Genomic DNA, 20,107 nt, shown 5'->3' with positions numbered 1-20,107 from the left:
GAGGGGATTACATGCCGGAGGTACGGATTGGGAGTGAGATAAAAACATATCCGCAGGGAACCGCCTACGCGGAGATTGCGGAGGAATATCAGAAGAATTACGAGAATGATATTCTTCTGGTCTCGGTAAATGGACGGCTGCGGGAGCTGCATAAAACACTGCAGAAGGACTGCCAGATGGAATTTATCACAGCGGCAGATACGGCTGGCTATCTGGCATATCAGAGAAGTGCCGTCTTTCTGATGATGAAAGCCTTTCAGGATGTGGCAGGCAGGGAAAATGTGAAAAATATCACGGTCTGCTTTTCTGTTGAAAATGGTCTGTATGTGGAGGTGGAAGGCGGGGTAACACTCAGCCAGGAGCTGTTAGACCGTGTGAAAGCGGAGATGAAGCGCCTGTCTGAGCAGGATCTGCCGTTGCAGAAACGGAGTGAAAATACGGATGAGGCGATGGATCATTTCCAGGAGCAGGGCATGTATGACAAGGCGCGTTTGTTCAATTACCGGCGGGCGTCGCGGGTCAATGTTTACCGGCTTGGCGATTATGACGACTATTTCTACGGATATATGGTCATGAGCACCCGGTATCTCAAATATTTTGATTTACAGATGTACGAGGAAGGATTTATCCTGCGTCTGCCGAATAAGAAGCAGCCGAAGGCGATTCAGCCGTTCCATCCGCAGAAAAAACTGTTTGATGTCCAGCAGGAGGCGGAAAAGCTCGGTCACAAGCTCGGTGTGTTTGACGTGGGAACACTCAACGATACGATCGCGCGGGGGCGCATGAACGACCTGATCCTGATGCAGGAGGCGCTGCAGGAAAAGAAGATCGGAGATATTGCGGAGCAGATTTATGAGAGCGGACGCAAACTGATCATGATTGCAGGACCGTCCTCTTCGGGAAAAACGACCTTTTCACACCGTTTGTCGATTCAGCTCGGCGCGCTGGGAATGAAACCGCATCCGATCGCGGTGGACAATTATTTTGTCAACCGTGTGGACAGCCCGCGGGATGAAAATGGAAATTACGATTATGAGGCATTAAACTGCATCGATGTGAAACAGTTTAATGAAGATATGGAAGAACTTCTGGCGGGAAAACGCGTGGAACTGCCGGTTTACAACTTTGTCAAGGGCGAGCGCGAATATAAGGGCGATTTTTTGCAGCTTGGGGCGGAGGATATTCTGGTCATCGAGGGAATCCACTGCCTGAATGATGATTTGTCGTATTCACTGCCGCGTGATAAGAAATTTAAGATCTATATCAGTGCGCTGACCCAGTTAAATATCGACGATCACAACCGAGTTCCGACGACGGACGGACGTCTGATCCGGCGGATGGTCCGCGATGCGAGAACGCGCGGTGCGTCGGCACAGGACACGATCCGGATGTGGGATTCCGTACGCCGGGGCGAGGAGCGGAATATTTTCCCGTATCAGGAAGAGGCGGATGCGATGTTCAACTCTGCGTTTTTATATGAGCTTTCGGTGCTCAAACAGTATGCGGAGCCGATCTTATATAGTGTTCCGCGTGATTCGGCGGAGTACAACGAGGCGAAGCGGCTGCTCAAATTTCTCGATTATTTTCTGGGTGTCAGCAGCGAACAGGTGCCGCACAATTCGATTGTGCGCGAATTTATCGGCGGAAGCTGTTTTAAAGTATGATTGACTGGACAAATGCCTGAAAATATGGTAGAGTTAGGATGTTTTGAGTAAGACAGATGGTCGCGGCTGCAGAACCGAAAGGCTGCAGGTGAGGAAAGTCCGGGCTTCACAGGGCAGGATGCCAGATAACGTCTGGTGGAGGCGACTCCAAGGACAGTGCAACAGAAATGTACCGCCCGGTTTACCGGGTAAGGGTGGAAGGGCAGTGTAAGAGACTACCGCCCGGCTGGTAACAGCCGGGGCACATGTAAACCCCATCCGAAGCAAGACCGAACAGAGAGCGCAAGGCGGCCCGTCTGCTCTCGGGTAGGTCGCTTGAGCCTGCTGGCGACAGCAGGACTAGATAGATGACCATTCAACGACATAACCCGGCTTACCGTTTTGCTCAAATCATTTAAGAGGGCTGTTGCCGAATGCAGATACCAAAGAGCATCTTTATCCGGCAGCGGCTCTTTTTTCTATATTGCATACAAAAGAAAAGGGGGAAATTTTATGTTAGAAGGATTTGCATCACTCGTTGGTGTGATCAGCAATGTTATGTACAGCTATCTGCTGATTATCATGCTGCTGGCGGTCGGACTGTATTTCACACTCCGAAGCCGTTTCGTACAGCTCCGTCTGCTTCCGGAATCAATCCGGGTAGTCGGAGAAAAGACAGACAGCAACTCCGTATCCGCATTTCAGGCGCTGATGGTATCGACGGCGAGCCGCGTCGGCACAGGCAATATCGTAGGTGTAGCCAATGCGATCGCGATCGGCGGTTACGGCGCGGTGTTCTGGATGTGGCTGATCGCGATTGTGGGCGGCGCATCGGCTTTTGTTGAGAGCACGCTGGCACAGATTTATAAGAAGCGCGACGCATCCGGCGGAAGCTACGGAGGTCCGTCTTATTATATCGAGGCGGCGCTGAAGAGCCGTGCGCTGGGCGTTGTCTTCGCGATTGCCCTGATTGCTACTTATGCTGGCGGTTTTAATATGCTGGCGTCCTTTAACCTGATTGACAGCATGTCGAATTACGGCTTTTACCATCAATTTATGATGGGGGACAGGAGCCTGGTTCCGATGATCGGCGGCGCCATTCTGGCGATTCTGGTCGGCATCTGTATCATAGGCGGCGGAAAACAGATTGTCCGCATTACCGGTGTGCTGGTTCCGTTTATGGGCGTTTTCTACATCTTGATGGCAGTTGCGGTCATGTTCTTAAACATCGGAAGACTACCGGAAGTGTTTGTCAATATCTTCTCCAATGCATTTGATTTCAAGGCGATCTTCGGCGGATTCGCAGGTTCTGCCATGATGCAGGGAATCAAGAGAGGTCTGTATTCCAACGAGGCGGGTGTTGGTTCTGCACCGAACGCGGCGGCAGCAGCCAATGTCAGCCATCCGGTTAAGCAGGGACTGGTACAGATGCTTTCCGTCTTTATCGATACAATCCTCATCTGTACGGCAACAGCGATGATGTGCCTCTGCACCGGTATCGTTCCGTCCGAAGAGCTGAAAGGCGCTCCGTTCGTACAGGAATCGCTGGGAACGGTATTTGGCGTGATCGGACCGTATTTCATTACATTTGCACTTCTTTTGTTTGCATTTACGACACTGCTCGGCAACCTGTTCTACTGTGAGGGATGTCTCAACTACATCGCAGGTCGTACACTGAAAAACAAAGAAATGAACGTGTTCCGCCTGTTTGCGGTGGTAGTTGTCTTCATCGGCGCACAGCTCCAGTTCGGTCTGGTATGGGATCTCGCGGATGTCCTCATGGGTATCATGGCGATCATCAACCTGCCGGTTATCGTGATTCTGGGAAATACAGCGCTCAAATGTCTGGATGATTACCTGGTGCAGAAAAAGGAAGGCAAGAATCCGTGCTTCAAGGCTGAGAGTATCGGGTTGGAAGGTAAGACAGAGTTCTGGAATTAAGATGTTCAAGGGTAGGCACTTTTGGAATCTATAATCTGGAAAATAATAAAAAGCCATGAAATCGCTTATGATCTGTAAATCTACAGAAAAGTCGTTCATGGCTTTTTTGATATTCATTTGATATATTCAGGAGAATTTACAGCGAATACTTCTCATCACAGTACTGGCAGCGGTATACCTCTTTTTCCTCATCCGCGAGATAGAAGATATGCGGAAGCTCCTGCTCGATCGAGGTAATGCAGCGCGGGTTCTTGCAGTGGATGACATTTGTGATTTTTTTCGGCATCTTGACATCTTTTTTCTCTACGATTTTTCCATCCTTGATGATGTTGATCGTGATACGGTGATCGATGTAGCCGAGCACATCAACATTTACCAGATCAAGGCTGCCGTCGATCTTGATGATGTCCTTGCGTCCCATCTTGCTGCTGCGCGCATTTTTGATGATAGCCACCTGGCAGTCCAGCTTGTCCAGCCCCAGTTTAAAGTAAATATCCATACTGCGTCCTGCCTGAATGTGGTCCAGAACAAAACCTTCTTTTAATCCGCTGATATTTAACATGGTTTTTCCACCTCCAGTAAAGTCATGATCAGAGCCATACGGACGTATACGCCGTACTGAACCTGTTTGAAGTAAGCGGCACGCGGGTCGTTGTCCACCTCAACGGAAATCTCATTGACACGCGGAAGCGGATGGAGCACAAACATATCATCACGGGCAAGCTCCATCTTCTTTTTGTCGAGAATGTAGCAGTCCTTCATACGGATGTAATCTTCCTCGTTGAAGAAACGCTCTCTCTGGACACGTGTCATGTAGAGAATATCAAGCTCCGGCATCGCCTCATCCAGGTTTTCGACCTCTTTGTACTCGATTCCCTTTGCATTCAGTGTATCCTCAATGATATAATCCGGGACGCGCAGTTCCGGCGGGGAAATGAGGACGAAACGGATGCCTGTGTAGCGGGACAGCGCATTGATTAAGGAGTGAACCGTGCGTCCGAATTTCAAATCGCCGCACAGACCGACTGTTAAATTGTTCAGGCGTCCTTTTAAAGAACGGATCGTCATCAGATCGGTCAAGGTCTGCGTCGGATGCTGGTGACCGCCGTCGCCGGCATTGATAACCGGGATGGAAGAGTGCAGGGAAGCAACCATCGGCGCACCTTCCTTCGGGTGGCGCATCGCGCAGATATCTGCGAAGCAGGAGATAACGCGGATGGTATCTGCCACACTCTCGCCCTTGGAAGCAGAGCTTGAATCGGCAGAAGCAAAGCCAAGAACCCGTCCACCTAAGTTCAGCATAGCAGCCTCAAAACTTAAGCGTGTACGGGTGCTTGGCTCATAAAACAGAGTCGCGATTTTCTTTCCGTCGCAGACGTGTGCATATTTGGCTGGATTGGCTTCGATATCGGAAGCGAGATCCAGAAGCTGGTCGATCTCCTCAACGGAAAAATCCAGTGGATTCAGCAAATGTCTCATTTGATTCTCCTTCTCTATTCGTATTAGCATATTTTTCCCAACTATTATAAAACATTTCCAGATGGATTGCTATAGCTTTTAATGATCTGTGATATAAAAAATATGAATAGGGGGGATAGAAAATATGGACAATGTGATGACGGCTGGAAGATTACCTGCGATGAAATAGGAAATAAAAATGACTTTCCAGGGCAAAATGGATTAGCGTAAGGAACGGTCAGACAGGGAGAAAAATCTGGTAAGAAAAGCGTAAGGAACATTAAGAAAAATAAGGTAGGAGAATTGAAACAAATCCGGTATAATGTAGAAAGAAGAACTGGAATTGCAATGGTTGAAACTTGTATAAATCCAGGTTGTCAGGAATGGATTTCGATGGAATATTCAGGAGCATGAAATAAGTTAGAAAATGGAGAAGGCTGATGGAAGAGCGGAAAGTGCCAGGGAAGAATGAACTCCGGAAACGGGAACCTGTCATACAGGTAAAAAATCTATATAAAGTCTACCGCGTCGGCGAGACGAAGGTATACGCGCTGAGCGGCGTTGATTTTACGATGTACCGTGGCGAATTCTGTGCGATTGTAGGTACCTCCGGTTCGGGTAAATCTACCTTATTGAATATGCTGGCGGGGCTGGAGAAGCCGACGAAGGGCGAGATTGTCATAGCCGGACAGCACATAGAAAAATTAAACGAGAACCAGCTGGTGGCATTCCGCCGGGAGCGGGTCGGATTTATCTTCCAGTCATATAACCTGCTCGGTACGATGAATGCGGTTGAAAATGTAGCGCTTCCGCTGTCTTTCCGCGGTGTGCCGCGCGGCAGGCGTCGGGAGATGGCGGAAAAATATCTGAAAATGGTCGGACTGGAAAAAGTCGGCGATCATATGCCGAACCAGATGTCCGGCGGGCAGCAGCAGCGTGTCGGCATTGCACGGGCGCTGGTGGTACATCCAGAGATCATTTTTGCAGACGAGCCGACTGGAAACCTGGATTCGCACACGACGATGGATGTGCTGAAACTGATGCAGCGGATCGTCCGGGAACAGAACCAGACGCTGGTTATGGTCACGCATGATAACCATCTGGCGGCGTATGCGGACCGGATCTTCCATATTATCGATGGTAAGATTGTGAAGATAGAGGAGAATCGGCAAATGGGTAAGGAGGATGGGAAAATAGAAGGCTAAAACACAGGAATGCTGACGATAGAATGAGAAATTGATAAAAGCAGCATTTAATGTGAGAGGATATGGAGGTATGAAAAATGAGAGGTATGAGAAAGTGGAAGAGATGGGCGGTGTTTTTGCTGCTTTTTGTGGTGCTGGCGGTGGGAGGAAGCCGGACAGCGCAGGCGGAAATGCTGGATATGACAAAATATAACGATGATTTAATTACCGTCAGCAAAGTGCCGCACGGAAAGGCCGGAAATAAAATTTCGATTAAGATGACGGTTCATAATAATGGCAGCAAAGGAGATAATTATTTAAGAACAATTCGTTTAGCCAATGCGGATCAATACGATCAATTTTATACATATGATGATGACGATGATGATGACAGTGATTCGGATTCCAATATTTCATGGTCTGGAAAACATTTTCCATTTGAAGCTGATTCAAATACGTTTAAAGAAAAAAGAATTGATGTAAAGCCAGGTTCGTCTAAAAGTGTAACATTGACGTATAAACTGCGCCGGGATTTGGCAGCAGGATATTATCAGGCGTTTTTCTATATTGATGACAGCCTAAAAGTCGGCATCAACATCTGGGTTTCCGCTTACGACGGTTCCTCCACCGAGGAAGACGACAACACGAAGCTGGACTACGATTTTTCCATCGGCGATAACCAGCAGACGCCGTATGCGGGGTACAATCAGGTCATGGATTTTGGCGTGAACCTGACCAATACGGGACTTAAAAAGGTTTACGATGTCCGCGTGGATATGCAGCTTGACGCAGATATTACGAAATTCCCGTTTGATATCAATGAGGGCAACTATAACCGTAAAATGGGGGATATGGAATCAGGGCAGATGGTGACGGTTCCGTACAGCATGATGGTGCGTGAGGACGTAAAATCGGGCTTTTTCCCGATTCACTATCTGGTTACATACCGCGAAGAAGAGGGCGGCGAGTTTTCGGAGCCGGTGGACAAGGTGTTTTACGTGCGCGTCAAGGGAAAAGATGACGATGAGCTGTCGGCGGATGCGGGCGAGCAGGATCGAACCAAGGCGCGTATCATCGTGGACAGCTTCGAGACGATCCCGGCAGAGATCTATGCCGGACAGCCGTTTGAACTGCGTGTGCGGATGAAGAATGCGTCTTCGGATGTGGCAGCTTCCAATATTATGTTTACATTTGCTTCGGAAGAAGTTGAAAATACGCCGATCTTTACATCCGAGAGCGGTTCCACCTCCGTAGTTGTCAATAACATGGCGCCGGGGGCGACGGCGGATCTCTCGATGGTGTTCAAGGCGGCGCCGACGGCGGAGCAGAAATCATACCGCATGACGATTCAGGAGCAGTACGACAGCCCGGAATTTAAAAATGCCAAAGAAGAAGTCAAAATTGCCCTCCCGGTCAAACAGGAGCCGCGGCTGAACACCAGCACGATCGATGTGATGCCGGATGCGATCGAGGTTGGTTCTGAGACGAATGTCATGTTTGGCATCAACAACACCGGAAAAGTAATTCTTTACAATGTTATGGCGCGTTTTGAGGCAGATTCTATCCAACCAGCTGACGCTTACGTGGGAAATATCAAGCCGGGCGAAACCGGCAATGTCGATACGATGCTGACCGCGATTGCGCCGACAACCGATGATGGAAAAGTGAAGATTATCATTTCCTATGAGGATGAAAATGGAGTCGTTTCAGAGACTGAAAAAGAAATGCTTCTGAACGTGAGTGAGGCGTTTTCCGATGACGGGATGGACGGCATGGATGGAATGGACAACGGCATGGATGCAGATGCCGATGCGGCGCAAGCGGGCGGCGCTGGGCGGATCGCTCCGATGCTTGTGATCGCTGCGCTGGTGGGCGCAGGTGCCGGTGTAATTGTCTGGAAGAGGAAAAAGAAGAAAATAGCAGGAGAAAAGGCGCTTGAAGACGAATTAGAAGAGGAACTGGACAATGAGCTGGGCGAGCCGGAAATGACGACAGCAGATGTATCGGAAGACGAAACAAAGGACGTTGAAAAAGAACAAAACGATCATCTGAAAAGAAAGAAAAAATAGAAAGGACCGGTTAAAATGAGATTCAGTGATCTGCTGACGATGAGCGTCAACAACCTGTTTCGCAGAAAGCTCCGTACCTTTCTGACGGTTCTGGGAGTCGTGATTGGTACGGCATCGATCGTTGTCATGGTTTCCATCGGAATAGGACTGAAAGAATTTACCATCAAACAGTATTCTTCCTATGGAAGCCTGACCGCGATTCAGGTGTATAATTATGACAATGGAAATTCCAGCGATAAGAAAAATCCAGAGGACAGCTTTATGACGGATGAGACGATGAAGACATTTGAGAAGATTCCGCATGTGACAAGTGCTTATCCGGATCTGAACCTGAATGTGATTATGCGTCAGGGTGTCTACGAGGGAAATGTGCAGCTGCATGGGATCCCCTTGGGAGCAATGAAGAATATCAAGCTGGGGGAAGGAAGTTTGCCGACTGCCGAAACGAAGGATATGGAGATGGTGGTCGGAAACATGGTCGCGCAGAATTTCAGCAATGCCAAGACAGGAAAAGGTTACTGGGACACCGGGGAGATGCCGGACATCGATTTTATCAACAAACCGATGTTTACGATCTTTGACACGGATGCGTACTATCAGTCCAAGGGAAATTCCAGCGGCGAGGATGGCAGCCAGAAAGTAGCGGCGCCAAAGAAATATATGATGAAAACGGCTGGAATGGTAGCGGGTGGACCGGAAGACTGGAGTGATTACAGCTACGGCGTCTACGTGGATCTGAATAAGCTCAAGACACAGCTGAAACAGATATTTAAGAAAAAGCCGATTCCGGGACAGCCGACCAATAAAAAAGGAAAACCGTACAATTATTTTGTCTATGAGGAAGCGACGGTCAATGTGGACGATATGGATCATGTAATAGAGGTTCAGAAAGCCATCAGCAACATGGGCTATGAGGCAAACAGCCAGATGGAATGGCTGGAACAGTCCAAACAGCAGTCCAACATGATCCAGGCAGCCCTCGGCGGCATCGGCGCCGTTTCCCTGCTGGTAGCTGCGATCGGCATTGCCAACACGATGATGATGTCCATCTATGAGCGGACGAAAGAGATTGGCGTGCTGAAAGTGCTGGGATGTTCCCTTGCAACCATCCGAAATATGTTTCTGATTGAGGCAGGTTTTATCGGTTTCATGGGAGGACTCATCGGACTGGCGCTGAGTTTTATGGTTTCCGTGCTGATTAACCAGTTTCTGGCAGCGACTTTTTTATATGGAATGGATGGAAAACTGTCCGTGATCCCGATCTGGCTGGCAGTTCCATCGGTAGGATTTGCCATCATCATCGGCATGGTAGCCGGATTCTTCCCGGCGATGCGCGCAATGAAGCTGAGTCCGTTGGCGGCGATACGGAATGAGTAGGGGGAAATCAGATACAACAGTAAGTGTAAAAAAGATTCTGAAAGTACATATTAATAATTGGGAGGAAGTTAGCTCCGGAAATGACAGAAAAAGTTGTTTCCGGAGCTTTTTTAAGTCTGTAGAGAGATAAGCGTTATGTATAAAAATGCATAAAATAATCAATATATAAAGTTCTGGAAAGCTGTTTAAAAAGAAAAATTTCGCAGAATACCCTGTTCTGCGAAAATATCAGCGCAGTTTGAGAAAATAAATTGTTATTCTTTCTGAAAATAAAGGTTTTTTATTTGATATTGATTTAGAATTTGATGAATTTTTAATCAGAAACTTCTATCTTAATAATTTCCTAATAGATTCTTGGCAGAAACTTCTATTGAATTCGCAAAAAAAGCATAGTATAATGTACAGAGATTTCGCAGAACAGGGTATTCTGCGAAAATGGAAGAACTGAGAGGAAGAGACCCGGTATGTGGTACGTAGTGCAGACAACTGTGGGAAGCGAAAAACAGATAGCGGAGAAATTAAACCGGGTTTATTCGGAACATGCGGACCCTCCCTGCTTTGTGTTGCTCAAAGAGCGAACTTGGAGGCGGGAAGGTATTTATCAGATTGGCGTGGAACCGATGTTTCCGGGATATATTTTTGTGGACACAGAAGACCCACAGCGTTTGGAAGAGAATGTTCATAGGTTGGCAGGAAAAGCCCAATTGCTGATGGGCGGGCAAGCGCTTGCAATAGAATCATCGGAGGAAATACTTTTTAAGGAATTGCTTCGAGGAGATTCGCAGCATACAGTGAGACGATTTCTGGTACAGGCAAACGAGGCTGGAGAGATTGTGTCGGCGGAAGGAATTTTAGGAGAGCTGCTGGGGCAGATTGTGCGAAAGCGATTCCGCAAGCGTGTTGTGACACTGGAAATCCCATTTTTGGGAAAAACGCATCAGGTAGAATTATCGATTCGGGTCAAGGACGATCGGGAAAAAACAATGAAAGAGGAAACAATTTGAGACAATACGAACCATTCAAGAGACTGTTCCGAATAGGAAGTGCGGCTATCCTGATGGGAGTGATCACGGGCGTATATGGATGCGTCTGGAACGGTTATTTCAATAAATTGATCGAATTTCCTTTCTGGAGAAGAGGAAACTGGTTGATGATTGCCCTGTATGCAGGACTGCTATTTTTCTTCTTGATGACATACGGAGGATTTCGAATCGGATATCTGAAAAAAGGAAATCTGCTCTGTTCTCAGATTCTTTCGATCGGTCTTTTGAATGTGATTACTTACATACAAATATCGCTGTTGGATAAAAAATTTCATGATCCGAAGATTTTGATTGCCATGACACTGGTGCAGCTTTTGATAGCGATCATATGGACATTCTTATTTCAGAAGCTATACCGCTGTTTATTTCCGCCCAGAACGATGCTGCTGGTTTGCGGCGATCGTCCGGCGTTTCATCTGATGGAGAAGATTCACTCGCGGGAGGACAAATACTATCTGGCGAAGGCGATTCATATCCAGGCGGGAATGGAAGCGATCATCCGGGAAGCACAGGATTTTGATGCTTTGATTATCGGAGATATTCCGGCAAAAGAACGCAATGCACTGCTGAAAAAATGTTTTGAACGCGATATACGAACCTATACCGTTCCAAAACTTTCAGATATTCTGATTCGGACATCCGAAGAATTGGATATTTTTGATAGTCCGCTTCTTTTATCCAGAAATGAGGATATGTCCGGTATGCAGCGCTTTTTGAAGCGGATGCTGGATGTGATTTGTTCCGGAGTGGGACTGGTTGTATTATCACCATTTTTCCTGTTGGTGGCATTGTCAATTTATCTGACGGATCGCGGACCTGTTTTTTATAAACAGACACGGCTGACAAAAGGTGGGAAAGAATTTCAGATTTGCAAATTTCGAACCATGATTCAGAACGCGGAAGAAAAGAGCGGAGCAAGACTGGCATCGGAACATGACGACCGCATCCTCCCAGTAGGACATTTCCTGCGCAGAACCCGTTTGGATGAACTGCCGCAGCTTTTAAACATCTGGAAAGGCGAGATGAGTCTGGTCGGTCCGCGCCCGGAACGTCCGGAACTGGCAGCAGAGATTGAAAAGGAAATACCGGAATTTTGCTATCGGCTGAAGATGAAGGCGGGGTTGACGGGGTATGCACAGATATATGGAAAGTACAATACGACGCCATATGATAAGCTCAAACTTGACTTGACATACATACGAAATTATTCGTTTCTGCTGGATTTAAAACTAATTCTAATGACTCCTAAAATTATGATGTTAAAGGAAAGTACAGAAGGAATTCAGGAAAATGGGAAATGAAAAGATATGTGAAAATGAATCAGAAGAAATCACAGTATCGGTTGTTATGCCTGTTTATAACGGAGAAAAATATCTGAATCAGGCAATAGAATCGGTTCTGTTGCAAAGAAAAGAAATAAGCAGCATAGAGCTTTTGATTGTAGATGATGCTTCAACAGATTCTACACCTGAAATCATAAAAAAATACCAAAAAGAAAATCCAGAGATTCGCTATCTAAGAAATAAAACCAATATGGGAGCGGCAAGGAGCAGAAACTATGGAGTAGAAGAAGCAAAAGGAAGATGGATTGCTTTTTTGGATGCAGATGATTGGTGGGAAGAAGGAAAATTAATAAAACAGCTGGAAATGCTGAAAAAAAAGAAAGCTTCTCTCTGCACAACGGCTAGAGAACTGGTAAATGAGGAAGGAGATTCTTTAAGGTGCATTATACCGGTAAAAGAAGAGATAAGCTATAAAATGATGCTTCGGCAAAACTGGATTAATTGTTCGTCTGTTCTTGTGTTGAGACATATTATGCGAGAGTTTCCAATGCTGCATGAAGATGCACATGAAGATTATATTACCTGGATGAAAATCATACAAACATATGGAAGTGCCTGCGGAGTAAATGAGGTACTTTTAAAATATCGTTTGACAGGAAAAGGAAAATCTGGAAGTAAATGGAAGTCTGCTCAGATGACATGGAGCTCATACCGGTATCTTGGATTTGGAATAATAAAAAGTTTGTATTGTTTTTCTAGCTATATGCTGCACGGAATCTGGAAATATAGAGCGATTGAACTCAATAGAAGGGTGTGAAAAAGATAGAAGAAAAATTACAAATATTAGTATCAACAATGAATCAGGATGATAAATCTTTAATAAAACGTATGAACATACATAGTGATGCAATCATCATCAATCAGACAGATTCATTTTCAAAAGAGACATGGAATGAAAATGGAAATAACTTTGAATGGTATAACCTGGAAGAGAGAGGGGTGGGATTAAGCAGAAATAATGCATTATTAAGGGCTACGGGAAATATCCTTCTATTTGCAGATGATGATGTGAGATATATAGATAATTATGAAAAAATAATTCAAACTGAATTTGAAAAAAGAAAAGATGCGGAACTGATTTTGTTTAATGTGGAGAGTACAAACAAAAACAGACCAGAGTATATAGATCAAAAATTTCATAAAGTACATTTTTACAATTATCTTCGGTATGGAACGTTTCGAATTGCAGTCAAAAAAAATAGTATCAGAAAGCATAATATTTCATTTTCTCTTTTGTTTGGAGGCGGAAGTAAGTATAGTTCAGGCGAAGATTCGTTATTTTTAACAGAGTGCTTAAAGAAAAACATGAAAATATATGCATCGGAACAACAAATAGGATATGTCGATCATCGGGAATCTACATGGTTTAAAAATTATGACGAAAAGTATTTTTATGATAAAGGAGCGTTGTTTTCAGCAATTTCAAGGAGATTTTCAATGGCTTTGTGTCTGCAATATTGTATACGTCATAAAGAAGTTTGCAAAGAATTAGGGTTAAAGCAGGCATATAAAAGTATGTTAAAGGGGCTGCGTGAATATGAAAGGTGGTAAAGAAAAAGAGATAAAAGATTGTCATAAAACGGTGAAACTGAAAGAAATAAGAAATTATATATTATTAAAATGCTGGTATCCAGCAATATACAGATTCGGAAAGAAAAGAGTATTTGATAAAAAAAGAATTATTATTATTGAAAATTTTGGAAAAAAGCTTAGTGTGAATTTCCAGCCTTTATTTGAGAAATTGAAAAAAAGACCGGATCTAAAAGTAAAAATCATATATTTGGAAAAAGAAAGAGGAACAAAAATAGGGTATTTATGGAGATGCACGAAGCTTGTATGGGATTCGGCATCCGCAGGGTATATTTTTTTGGCGGATGCGTTAAATGTTTTTTCGTGTGTGTCGATACGTTCAGATAGTGTTTATACACAGTTGTGGCATGGATGCGGAGCATTTAAAAAATTTGGAAATGCATTATCAAAAGGAAAAAAGGAAACATATTCAAATTATAATTACAATACATGGATGACTGTAAGTAGTCCGGAAGTGAGATGGGCTTATAAAGAAGCATGCGGGCTTCCAGAGGAAGCAATTATTGCCACTGGCATTAGTAGAACCGATCGTTTTTTTGACAGGGAATTTCATAAAAGAGCAAAGAAAAAAATCAGGAAATATATTTTGTTTAATACCAATCGAAAGATTATTTTATATGCTCCTACATTCCGAGGCGATGCATTAGATGCACAAATGCCACGGATTTTGTCATTAATTCGTTTGAAAGCTGCATTGGAAAAACAGTATGTTATTGTCTTTAAGCAGCATCCGCATATAAAAGAGCATATAAAGATACCGAAGGAATGCGCTGATTTTGTGTTTGATGTAAGTGAAAAGATGGAAATAGATGAACTTATGTGCGTTGCCGATTTATGTATTACGGATTATTCCTCATTGATTTTTGAATATTCGATTTTTGAACGCCCGATTCTTTTTTATGCCTATGACCTAAAGGAATACTGTAAAGAACAAGGCTTTTTTTATGAGTTTGAATCATTTGTTCCTGGATATATATGTAAAACGGAAGAAGATATAATTTATCAAATTGAACATACAACAGATTATGATTTGAAAAAAATGAGAGAATTTCGAAAGAAATTTATGTCATCTTGTGACGGACATGCGACAGAAAGAATTTTGAAATTAGTTTTTGGAGAAAGCTGGTGATCAGATGTTAATGAAAAGATTTATAAGAGATATAAAAAAATATTTTGGCTTTTCAGTGGTTTCAGCGAAAGCACAGTTAAAGTCAGAAGTGGCAAATTCATACTTAAATTGGCTTTGGTGGATATTAGATCCCATTTGTTTTATGCTCATATATACATTTATTTTTGGTTATGTTTTTAAGGCAAAAGAGCCATATTTCCCGATTTTTATTTTTATTGGATTATCCATGTGGGATTTTTTTAATCGAATGATTAATCAAAGTGTACGGATTGTAAAAACAAATAAGCCAATTGTTTCTAAAGTGTATCTTCCGAAATATATATTGGTATTGACAAAGGTATGGGTAAATTCTTTTAAAATGATGATTTCCTTTGCGATCGTTATCTTAATGATGATTTTTTGGAGGGTACCCTTTACCTATAAGATTATTTATACGATTCCAACGCTGCTTTTATTATTGCTTTTTACGTTTGCGTGCTCACTATGGCTGCTTCATTACGGAGTCTTTGTTGAAGACCTTTCGAATGTAATAACGATCGTATTGAGAATGTTATTTTATTTGACAGGTATTTTCTATAATGTCGCTACAAGAATTCCGGCACCCTATGGAGAGCTTTTGACTCGCTATAATCCTATGGCGTTTTTTCTGGAGTGCATGAGAAATTCACTGCTTTATGGAAAAATTCCGCATCGAAAATTAATGCTGGCATGGTTTGTAGTTAGCATTATTTTGGCAGGAACCGGAATTCGAAAGATTTATAAAAATGAAAATAGTTATGTAAAGGTGATTTAAATGAAAGAAAATGCAATTGAAATAAAAAATTTATGCATCAGTTATCGCGGACTGAAATCCTATTCAATAAAAAAAAGCTTATTGCATTTTCATAGAAATAAAGTAGATGAATTTCAGGCAATCCGCAATGTGTCGTTTAATGTTCCCAAGGGAAATATTTTAGGAATTGTAGGAAAAAACGGCAGCGGAAAGTCAACGATGTTAAATGCAATTGCAGGTATATTTGCTCCAGACAGCGGAACAATTGATTTGAAAGGAAACAGCGTTTCGCTGCTGTCGATTGGGGTGGGATTTCAGAGAGAATTGACGGGACGTGAAAATATTATTTTGTCGGGAATGCTTTTGGGATTTTCTGAAAAAGCAGTCCGGGAGCGAATGGAAGAAATTATAGAATTTTCGGAACTTGGAAAATTTATTGATGCGCCTGTCAGAACGTATTCCAGCGGTATGTATTCAAAGCTGGCATTTTCTATTACGGCGATTTTAGAGACGGACATTATGTTGATTGATGAAGTGCTCAGTGTAGGAGATGCCCGATTTAAGAAAAAAAGTTATAACAAAATGAAGCAGCTGATCTCGGATGAAAATAGGACGGTTGTTATGGTGTCGCATGATACAAAGACGCTGGATGGATTGTGTGATGAGATACTGTGGCTCCATGACGGCGAAATAAAGATGTACGGGAATACAAAAGAAGTTCTGGAGAAATACGAAGAATTTATGAGTTAAAGATGGAGAGGGTATATAGAAAATGAATACAGCAATTATTTTAGCAGGCGGTACAGGACAAAGAATGCATCAGGAGATACCGAAGCAATTTATCAATGTCAACGATAAACCGTTGATTATCTATACGCTAGAGGCATTTCAAAAGCATCCACAGATTGACAGCATTCTGGTTGTATGTATCGATGGATGGCATGATATTTTGAAAGCGTATGCCAGACAGAATCATATAACAAAATTAAAGTGGGTGATAAGCGGAGGAAGTACCGGGCAGGAATCGATCCGAAACGGTGTGTTTGCGCTTGAAAATGAATGCAAAGAGGATGATATCGTGGTAATTCACGATGGGATCCGGCCATTAGTTGATGAAAATGTTTTGTCCGATGTGATTGTAAAATGTGGGATTTATGGAAATGCAGTAACTTCCCTTCCGTATAATGAACAGATCTTTGTAAAAAAAGATGAAGAAACAACGGAACAGTATATTCCGAGGGAAACATTGAGACGAGTTTCGACACCGCAGGCATACAAATATGGAACATTGCTTTGGGCGTATAAAAAAGCATTTAAAGAGAAAATAGGTATCTATGGTTCTTCTTATACGAATACAATGATGACAGATTTGGGAGAAACACTTCATTTTGCTGCGGGTTCTGATAAAAATATCAAGATTACGACACAGGATGATTTGGAGTTATTTAAGGCATTACTAATGTTAAAAGAACATTAATGTAAAGGGAGTTTTCAGATGAGAGATAAGAAAATTTGGATTTTCAATGCGGGGAATGCGTTTGATGGGAATCCCAAATGGCTTTTCATGTATATTGTGAATTATAGGAAAGATATTACTCCATACTGGTTTTGCTATACGGAAGAAACGAGAAATTATATTCGTAAACTGGGATATCAGGCTTTTCTGTTTAAATCCAAAATGGCTGAAAAAATTGGTTCACAGGCAGGAGTTTATGTTGTGAACCAAAAGAAGGAAGTTTTTCAGGATTATCTTAAAGGAATCACAGTATTAAATTTATGGCATGGAGTAGGATGCAAAACAGTTGAAAAGGGTGTTACATATGGATTTTTGAATGAACGTATAATCAAAAAACATATTATCAATATGGATTGTTATCAAAATTATCAATTGTTTTTAGTGACTTCTCCACTTATGGAAAAACATTTTATTAAGCAGTGTGATCTAGCTGAAGACAAGATTATTCGAGCCGGATATCCGTGTTGTTTTTATCCGGGAAAAATTAAGACATATGATCATGATATCTTGAAACAAAAAAAGCTGCCAGAGGATACGAAGATAGCTGTTTACGCACCGACTTACAGAGATGCTTCTGCTACTAATTTTTTCTCACAGGCGATTCCGGATATGGAAAAGTTAGTGGACGTATTGGAGAAAAATAATTTCCTGCTGATCTTTAAAATGCATCCATTGATGGCGAATGATTTCCAATACCAAAATATAAAAAAAATATATACAAATTGTCCGAGAGTGCTGTTTTGGGACAATGCAAATGATTTTTATGAAATATTTGATCGGATTGACCTTGCAATTGTCGATTATTCTTCTATTTTCTATGATATGCTGGCAAGCGGAGTCAAACATTTTGCCCGATATATATTTGACTATGGTCAGGAAAATACGTTAAGAGATTTTGCATTGGATTACATGGAAAATACGTGCGGAAAGATCTGTACTAATTTTCAGGAATTTTTAGAAGTGTTTTCAAAAGCAGATGAGGATGAATCGGAAGAAATTGCACGTATCTATAAAAAATTCTGGGAATATGCAGATGAGCATTCTCTGGAGAAAATAGTAGATGCAGCACTTTTGTTTGAACCGGATGAAAGTAAGAAATTGCCTACTTTATATAGTTTTGATATTTTTGATACATTGATTGGCAGAAGTACGCTGCTTCCAATCGGTGTTTTTTATCATGTTCAAGATAAGATGAGAGAATCAAAATTAGAATATCCTAAATATATCAAGGAAAATTTCTATAAAATTCGTCCATGGGCGGAATCAAATGTGCGTGAATACTATAGAAAAAGCATAGTTCTGCGGAAGGATAGAAGAACTGAAATTACATTTGATTTGATTTATGAGAGAATCAAAGAACTATATAGCTTAACAGATGAGCAGACAGAGCAGTTAAAGAAATGGGAATTGGAATGCGAGTATGAGACATCTATACCATATCCGGAGAAAATTCAGCAGGTTAAAGACTTGATCGAACAAGGGGAAACGGTTGTTTTAATCAGCGATATGTATTTACCAAAAGAATTTATAAAAAAGCTGTTATGCAAGGCGGAGCCAATTTTGGGGGAACTCCCACTGTTCCTTTCAAGTGATTATGGAACACAGAAGACAACAAAAGAATTGTTTTTTGATGTATATCATGCCGTAGAGTATCGGTTTGGTAAATGGATTCATTATGGAGATAATAAAAATGCAGATGGGAAAGTGCCAGCCTCAATTGGAATTGAATCTGTAAACCATGAAATCCCGGCGTTTGATTTTTATGAAAAAAATTTGACTCAATTTATAGCAACGTATGATTCTTATCAGATAGCGGCTTTGTTTGCAAGGTTTCGCCAGGAAGAACATCGTATGGAAGAGGTATATGCATATTCGTATGTGTCCTTATATTGGGTTCCGTATGTGAATTGGGCGATTAGGCATGCGCTTGAGAAGAAAATAGATTGTCTGTATTTTATTTCTCGCGATGGATATCATTTAAAACGAATTGCCGATGCGATTATAAAAGAGAAAAAACTTTCTATTAAAACGAAATATATATATGGTTCAAGAAAAGCTTGGAGAATTCCTTCTCAAATCTATGAAATAGATGAAGAATTTTTCGGTGAATTTGGAAATTTTGTTGATATAGAAGAGTATGATAAATTGTTGGAAGCGGCTAGCATGACTTCAGAAACATTTGAGAGTATGTTTCCTGAATTGGCTTATTTAAAAGAAAAGAAAATAATTACACGTCCAGAACTCAAAAAAATTAGAGAGGCTTTTTCTGTATCCGAAAAATATGAGCAGTATCTTCTTCAGACGGCTGCAGAACAGAGAAAAATTGTTCTGGAATATTTGAATCAGGAAATTGATTTTTCGGAAAAATATGCATTTGTGGAATTCTGGGGACGAGGATATACGCAGAATTGTTTAGCACGTTTACTCTGGAAAGCTGCTGGATATAAACACGATAACATATTTTATTATGCAAGAAGTATCTATCCATCGAATGGACATCTAATCCGTTATAATTTTACGGGGAATACATATTCACAAATATTTATAGAATCAATTTTTGCTAATCTGCCATATCGCAGTGTTAGTTCTTATGAGAGAAAGAATGGAAAAGTGGAACCTGTATTAAATCCTTGCGATAATAATCAAAGTCTTCATAATGCGCTTGAAAGATACCTTCCTGAATTTGCAACTGATTTTTGCAGGATGATATTCGAAAATGAAGAATCAATAGGAAGAAGTCTTTTTGATTTTGGAATATCATTTTTCCATAATAATAAGAGTCAGGATATCTTTCTCCAAATGACAGCTTCTTTATATGACTCAGTGGCTCTTTATGGAAAGACAAGAGAATATGCTCCACCAATCACGATGCTAGCAATTATTAAATGGGCGAGAGGCGGACATTTTGGAACAAAGGATTTCAATCTGTCTCTGGCCAGATCGGCATGGTCCTATCGTTTTGTGTGGCGATGTTATCGAAAATGGATTCACGGCACAAAATATGCTGAAAAAATAAAAAAATTGCGGGAGAGGAGATAAAGT

The 20,107-nt window shown here is 42.2% G+C and carries 16 protein-coding genes and 1 other RNA gene; 15 read left to right on the top strand and 2 right to left on the bottom strand.

Annotated elements, in window-relative coordinates; all coding sequences use genetic code 11:
- Window positions 1-11 precede the first annotated feature (11 nt).
- The 3 genes from DWY89_RS05795 (at window position 12) to DWY89_RS05785 (ending at window position 3,584) form a co-directional block, all read left to right on the top strand.
- Window positions 12-1,664, top strand: a complete 1,653-nt coding sequence (locus DWY89_RS05795; RefSeq protein ID WP_118523583.1) for a nucleoside kinase — start codon at window positions 12-14, stop codon at window positions 1,662-1,664.
- A gap of 44 nt (window positions 1,665-1,708) precedes the next feature.
- Window positions 1,709-2,056: RNase P RNA component class A (gene rnpB / locus DWY89_RS05790), an RNA gene on the top strand.
- Window positions 2,057-2,156: 100 nt separating this feature from the next.
- Window positions 2,157-3,584 (top strand): alanine/glycine:cation symporter family protein, encoded by a 1,428-nt coding sequence (locus tag DWY89_RS05785; protein WP_118523582.1) that lies wholly within the window; start codon window positions 2,157-2,159, stop codon window positions 3,582-3,584.
- 136 nt (window positions 3,585-3,720) lie between these two features.
- On the opposite strand, the gene DWY89_RS05780 is transcribed toward DWY89_RS05785, so the two are convergent.
- Both DWY89_RS05780 and pyrB read right to left on the bottom strand, forming a co-directional pair.
- The gene (locus DWY89_RS05780; RefSeq protein ID WP_022359701.1) at window positions 3,721-4,146 is read right to left on the bottom strand and encodes an aspartate carbamoyltransferase regulatory subunit; all 426 of its coding nucleotides are present in this window, start codon (window positions 4,144-4,146) and stop codon (window positions 3,721-3,723) included.
- Window positions 4,140-5,063, bottom strand: coding sequence for an aspartate carbamoyltransferase (gene pyrB, locus DWY89_RS05775; RefSeq protein WP_107001544.1), 924 nt, complete (start codon window positions 5,061-5,063; stop codon window positions 4,140-4,142). The genes DWY89_RS05780 and pyrB overlap by 7 nt, the downstream gene beginning before the upstream one ends.
- A 419-nt stretch (window positions 5,064-5,482) precedes the next feature.
- Between pyrB and DWY89_RS05770 the strand changes: the two genes are divergently transcribed.
- From DWY89_RS05770 to DWY89_RS05720, 12 genes are all read left to right on the top strand, one after another.
- Window positions 5,483-6,247 (top strand): ABC transporter ATP-binding protein, encoded by a 765-nt coding sequence (locus DWY89_RS05770; protein WP_118523581.1) that lies wholly within the window; start codon window positions 5,483-5,485, stop codon window positions 6,245-6,247.
- A gap of 77 nt (window positions 6,248-6,324) precedes the next feature.
- Window positions 6,325-8,295, top strand: coding sequence for a CARDB domain-containing protein (locus tag DWY89_RS05765; protein WP_243022758.1), 1,971 nt, complete (start codon window positions 6,325-6,327; stop codon window positions 8,293-8,295).
- A gap of 15 nt (window positions 8,296-8,310) precedes the next feature.
- Complete coding sequence (locus tag DWY89_RS05760; RefSeq protein ID WP_118492140.1) at window positions 8,311-9,672, top strand: ABC transporter permease; 1,362 nt, start codon at window positions 8,311-8,313, stop codon at window positions 9,670-9,672.
- 464 nt (window positions 9,673-10,136) lie between these two features.
- A complete protein-coding gene (locus DWY89_RS05755; protein WP_118492142.1) occupies window positions 10,137-10,676 on the top strand; it encodes a transcription termination/antitermination NusG family protein in 540 nt (179 codons plus the stop codon).
- Window positions 10,673-12,016, top strand: coding sequence for a sugar transferase (locus DWY89_RS05750; protein ID WP_118492144.1), 1,344 nt, complete (start codon window positions 10,673-10,675; stop codon window positions 12,014-12,016). Before DWY89_RS05755 ends, DWY89_RS05750 begins: the two co-directional genes overlap by 4 nt.
- Complete coding sequence (locus tag DWY89_RS05745; RefSeq protein ID WP_118482216.1) at window positions 12,006-12,815, top strand: glycosyltransferase family 2 protein; 810 nt, start codon at window positions 12,006-12,008, stop codon at window positions 12,813-12,815. The genes DWY89_RS05750 and DWY89_RS05745 overlap by 11 nt, the downstream gene beginning before the upstream one ends.
- Window positions 12,812-13,609, top strand: a complete 798-nt coding sequence (locus DWY89_RS05740; RefSeq protein WP_118482217.1) for a glycosyltransferase family A protein — start codon at window positions 12,812-12,814, stop codon at window positions 13,607-13,609. The genes DWY89_RS05745 and DWY89_RS05740 overlap by 4 nt, the downstream gene beginning before the upstream one ends.
- On the top strand, window positions 13,596-14,777 hold the full coding sequence (locus DWY89_RS05735; protein WP_118523580.1) for a CDP-glycerol glycerophosphotransferase family protein: 1,182 nt from the start codon (window positions 13,596-13,598) through the stop codon (window positions 14,775-14,777). The genes DWY89_RS05740 and DWY89_RS05735 overlap by 14 nt, the downstream gene beginning before the upstream one ends.
- Before the next feature lie 4 nt (window positions 14,778-14,781).
- Window positions 14,782-15,570 (top strand): ABC transporter permease, encoded by a 789-nt coding sequence (locus DWY89_RS14370; protein ID WP_333491424.1) that lies wholly within the window; start codon window positions 14,782-14,784, stop codon window positions 15,568-15,570.
- Window positions 15,571-16,299: an ABC transporter ATP-binding protein gene (locus tag DWY89_RS14365; RefSeq protein WP_118482219.1), complete on the top strand. Its 729-nt coding sequence runs from the start codon at window positions 15,571-15,573 to the stop codon at window positions 16,297-16,299.
- 22 nt (window positions 16,300-16,321) lie between these two features.
- Entirely contained in the window at window positions 16,322-17,026 is a 705-nt protein-coding gene (locus tag DWY89_RS05725; RefSeq protein ID WP_118482220.1) for an IspD/TarI family cytidylyltransferase, read from the top strand.
- A gap of 18 nt (window positions 17,027-17,044) precedes the next feature.
- Window positions 17,045-20,104 carry a CDP-glycerol glycerophosphotransferase family protein gene (locus DWY89_RS05720; RefSeq protein WP_118482221.1) on the top strand — a complete coding sequence of 1,020 codons (3,060 nt, stop codon included), beginning with the start codon at window positions 17,045-17,047 and terminating at the stop codon, window positions 20,102-20,104.
- The last annotated feature ends 3 nt before the right edge of the window (window positions 20,105-20,107 follow it).

The organism is Clostridium sp. AF27-5AA (assembly GCF_003478415.1).
In the GTDB taxonomy this organism is placed as follows: Bacteria; Bacillota; Clostridia; order Lachnospirales; family Lachnospiraceae; genus Otoolea; species Otoolea fessa.
Note: the sequence above shows the minus strand (reverse complement) of the source record. Positions and strands in the feature narration are given on the sequence as shown.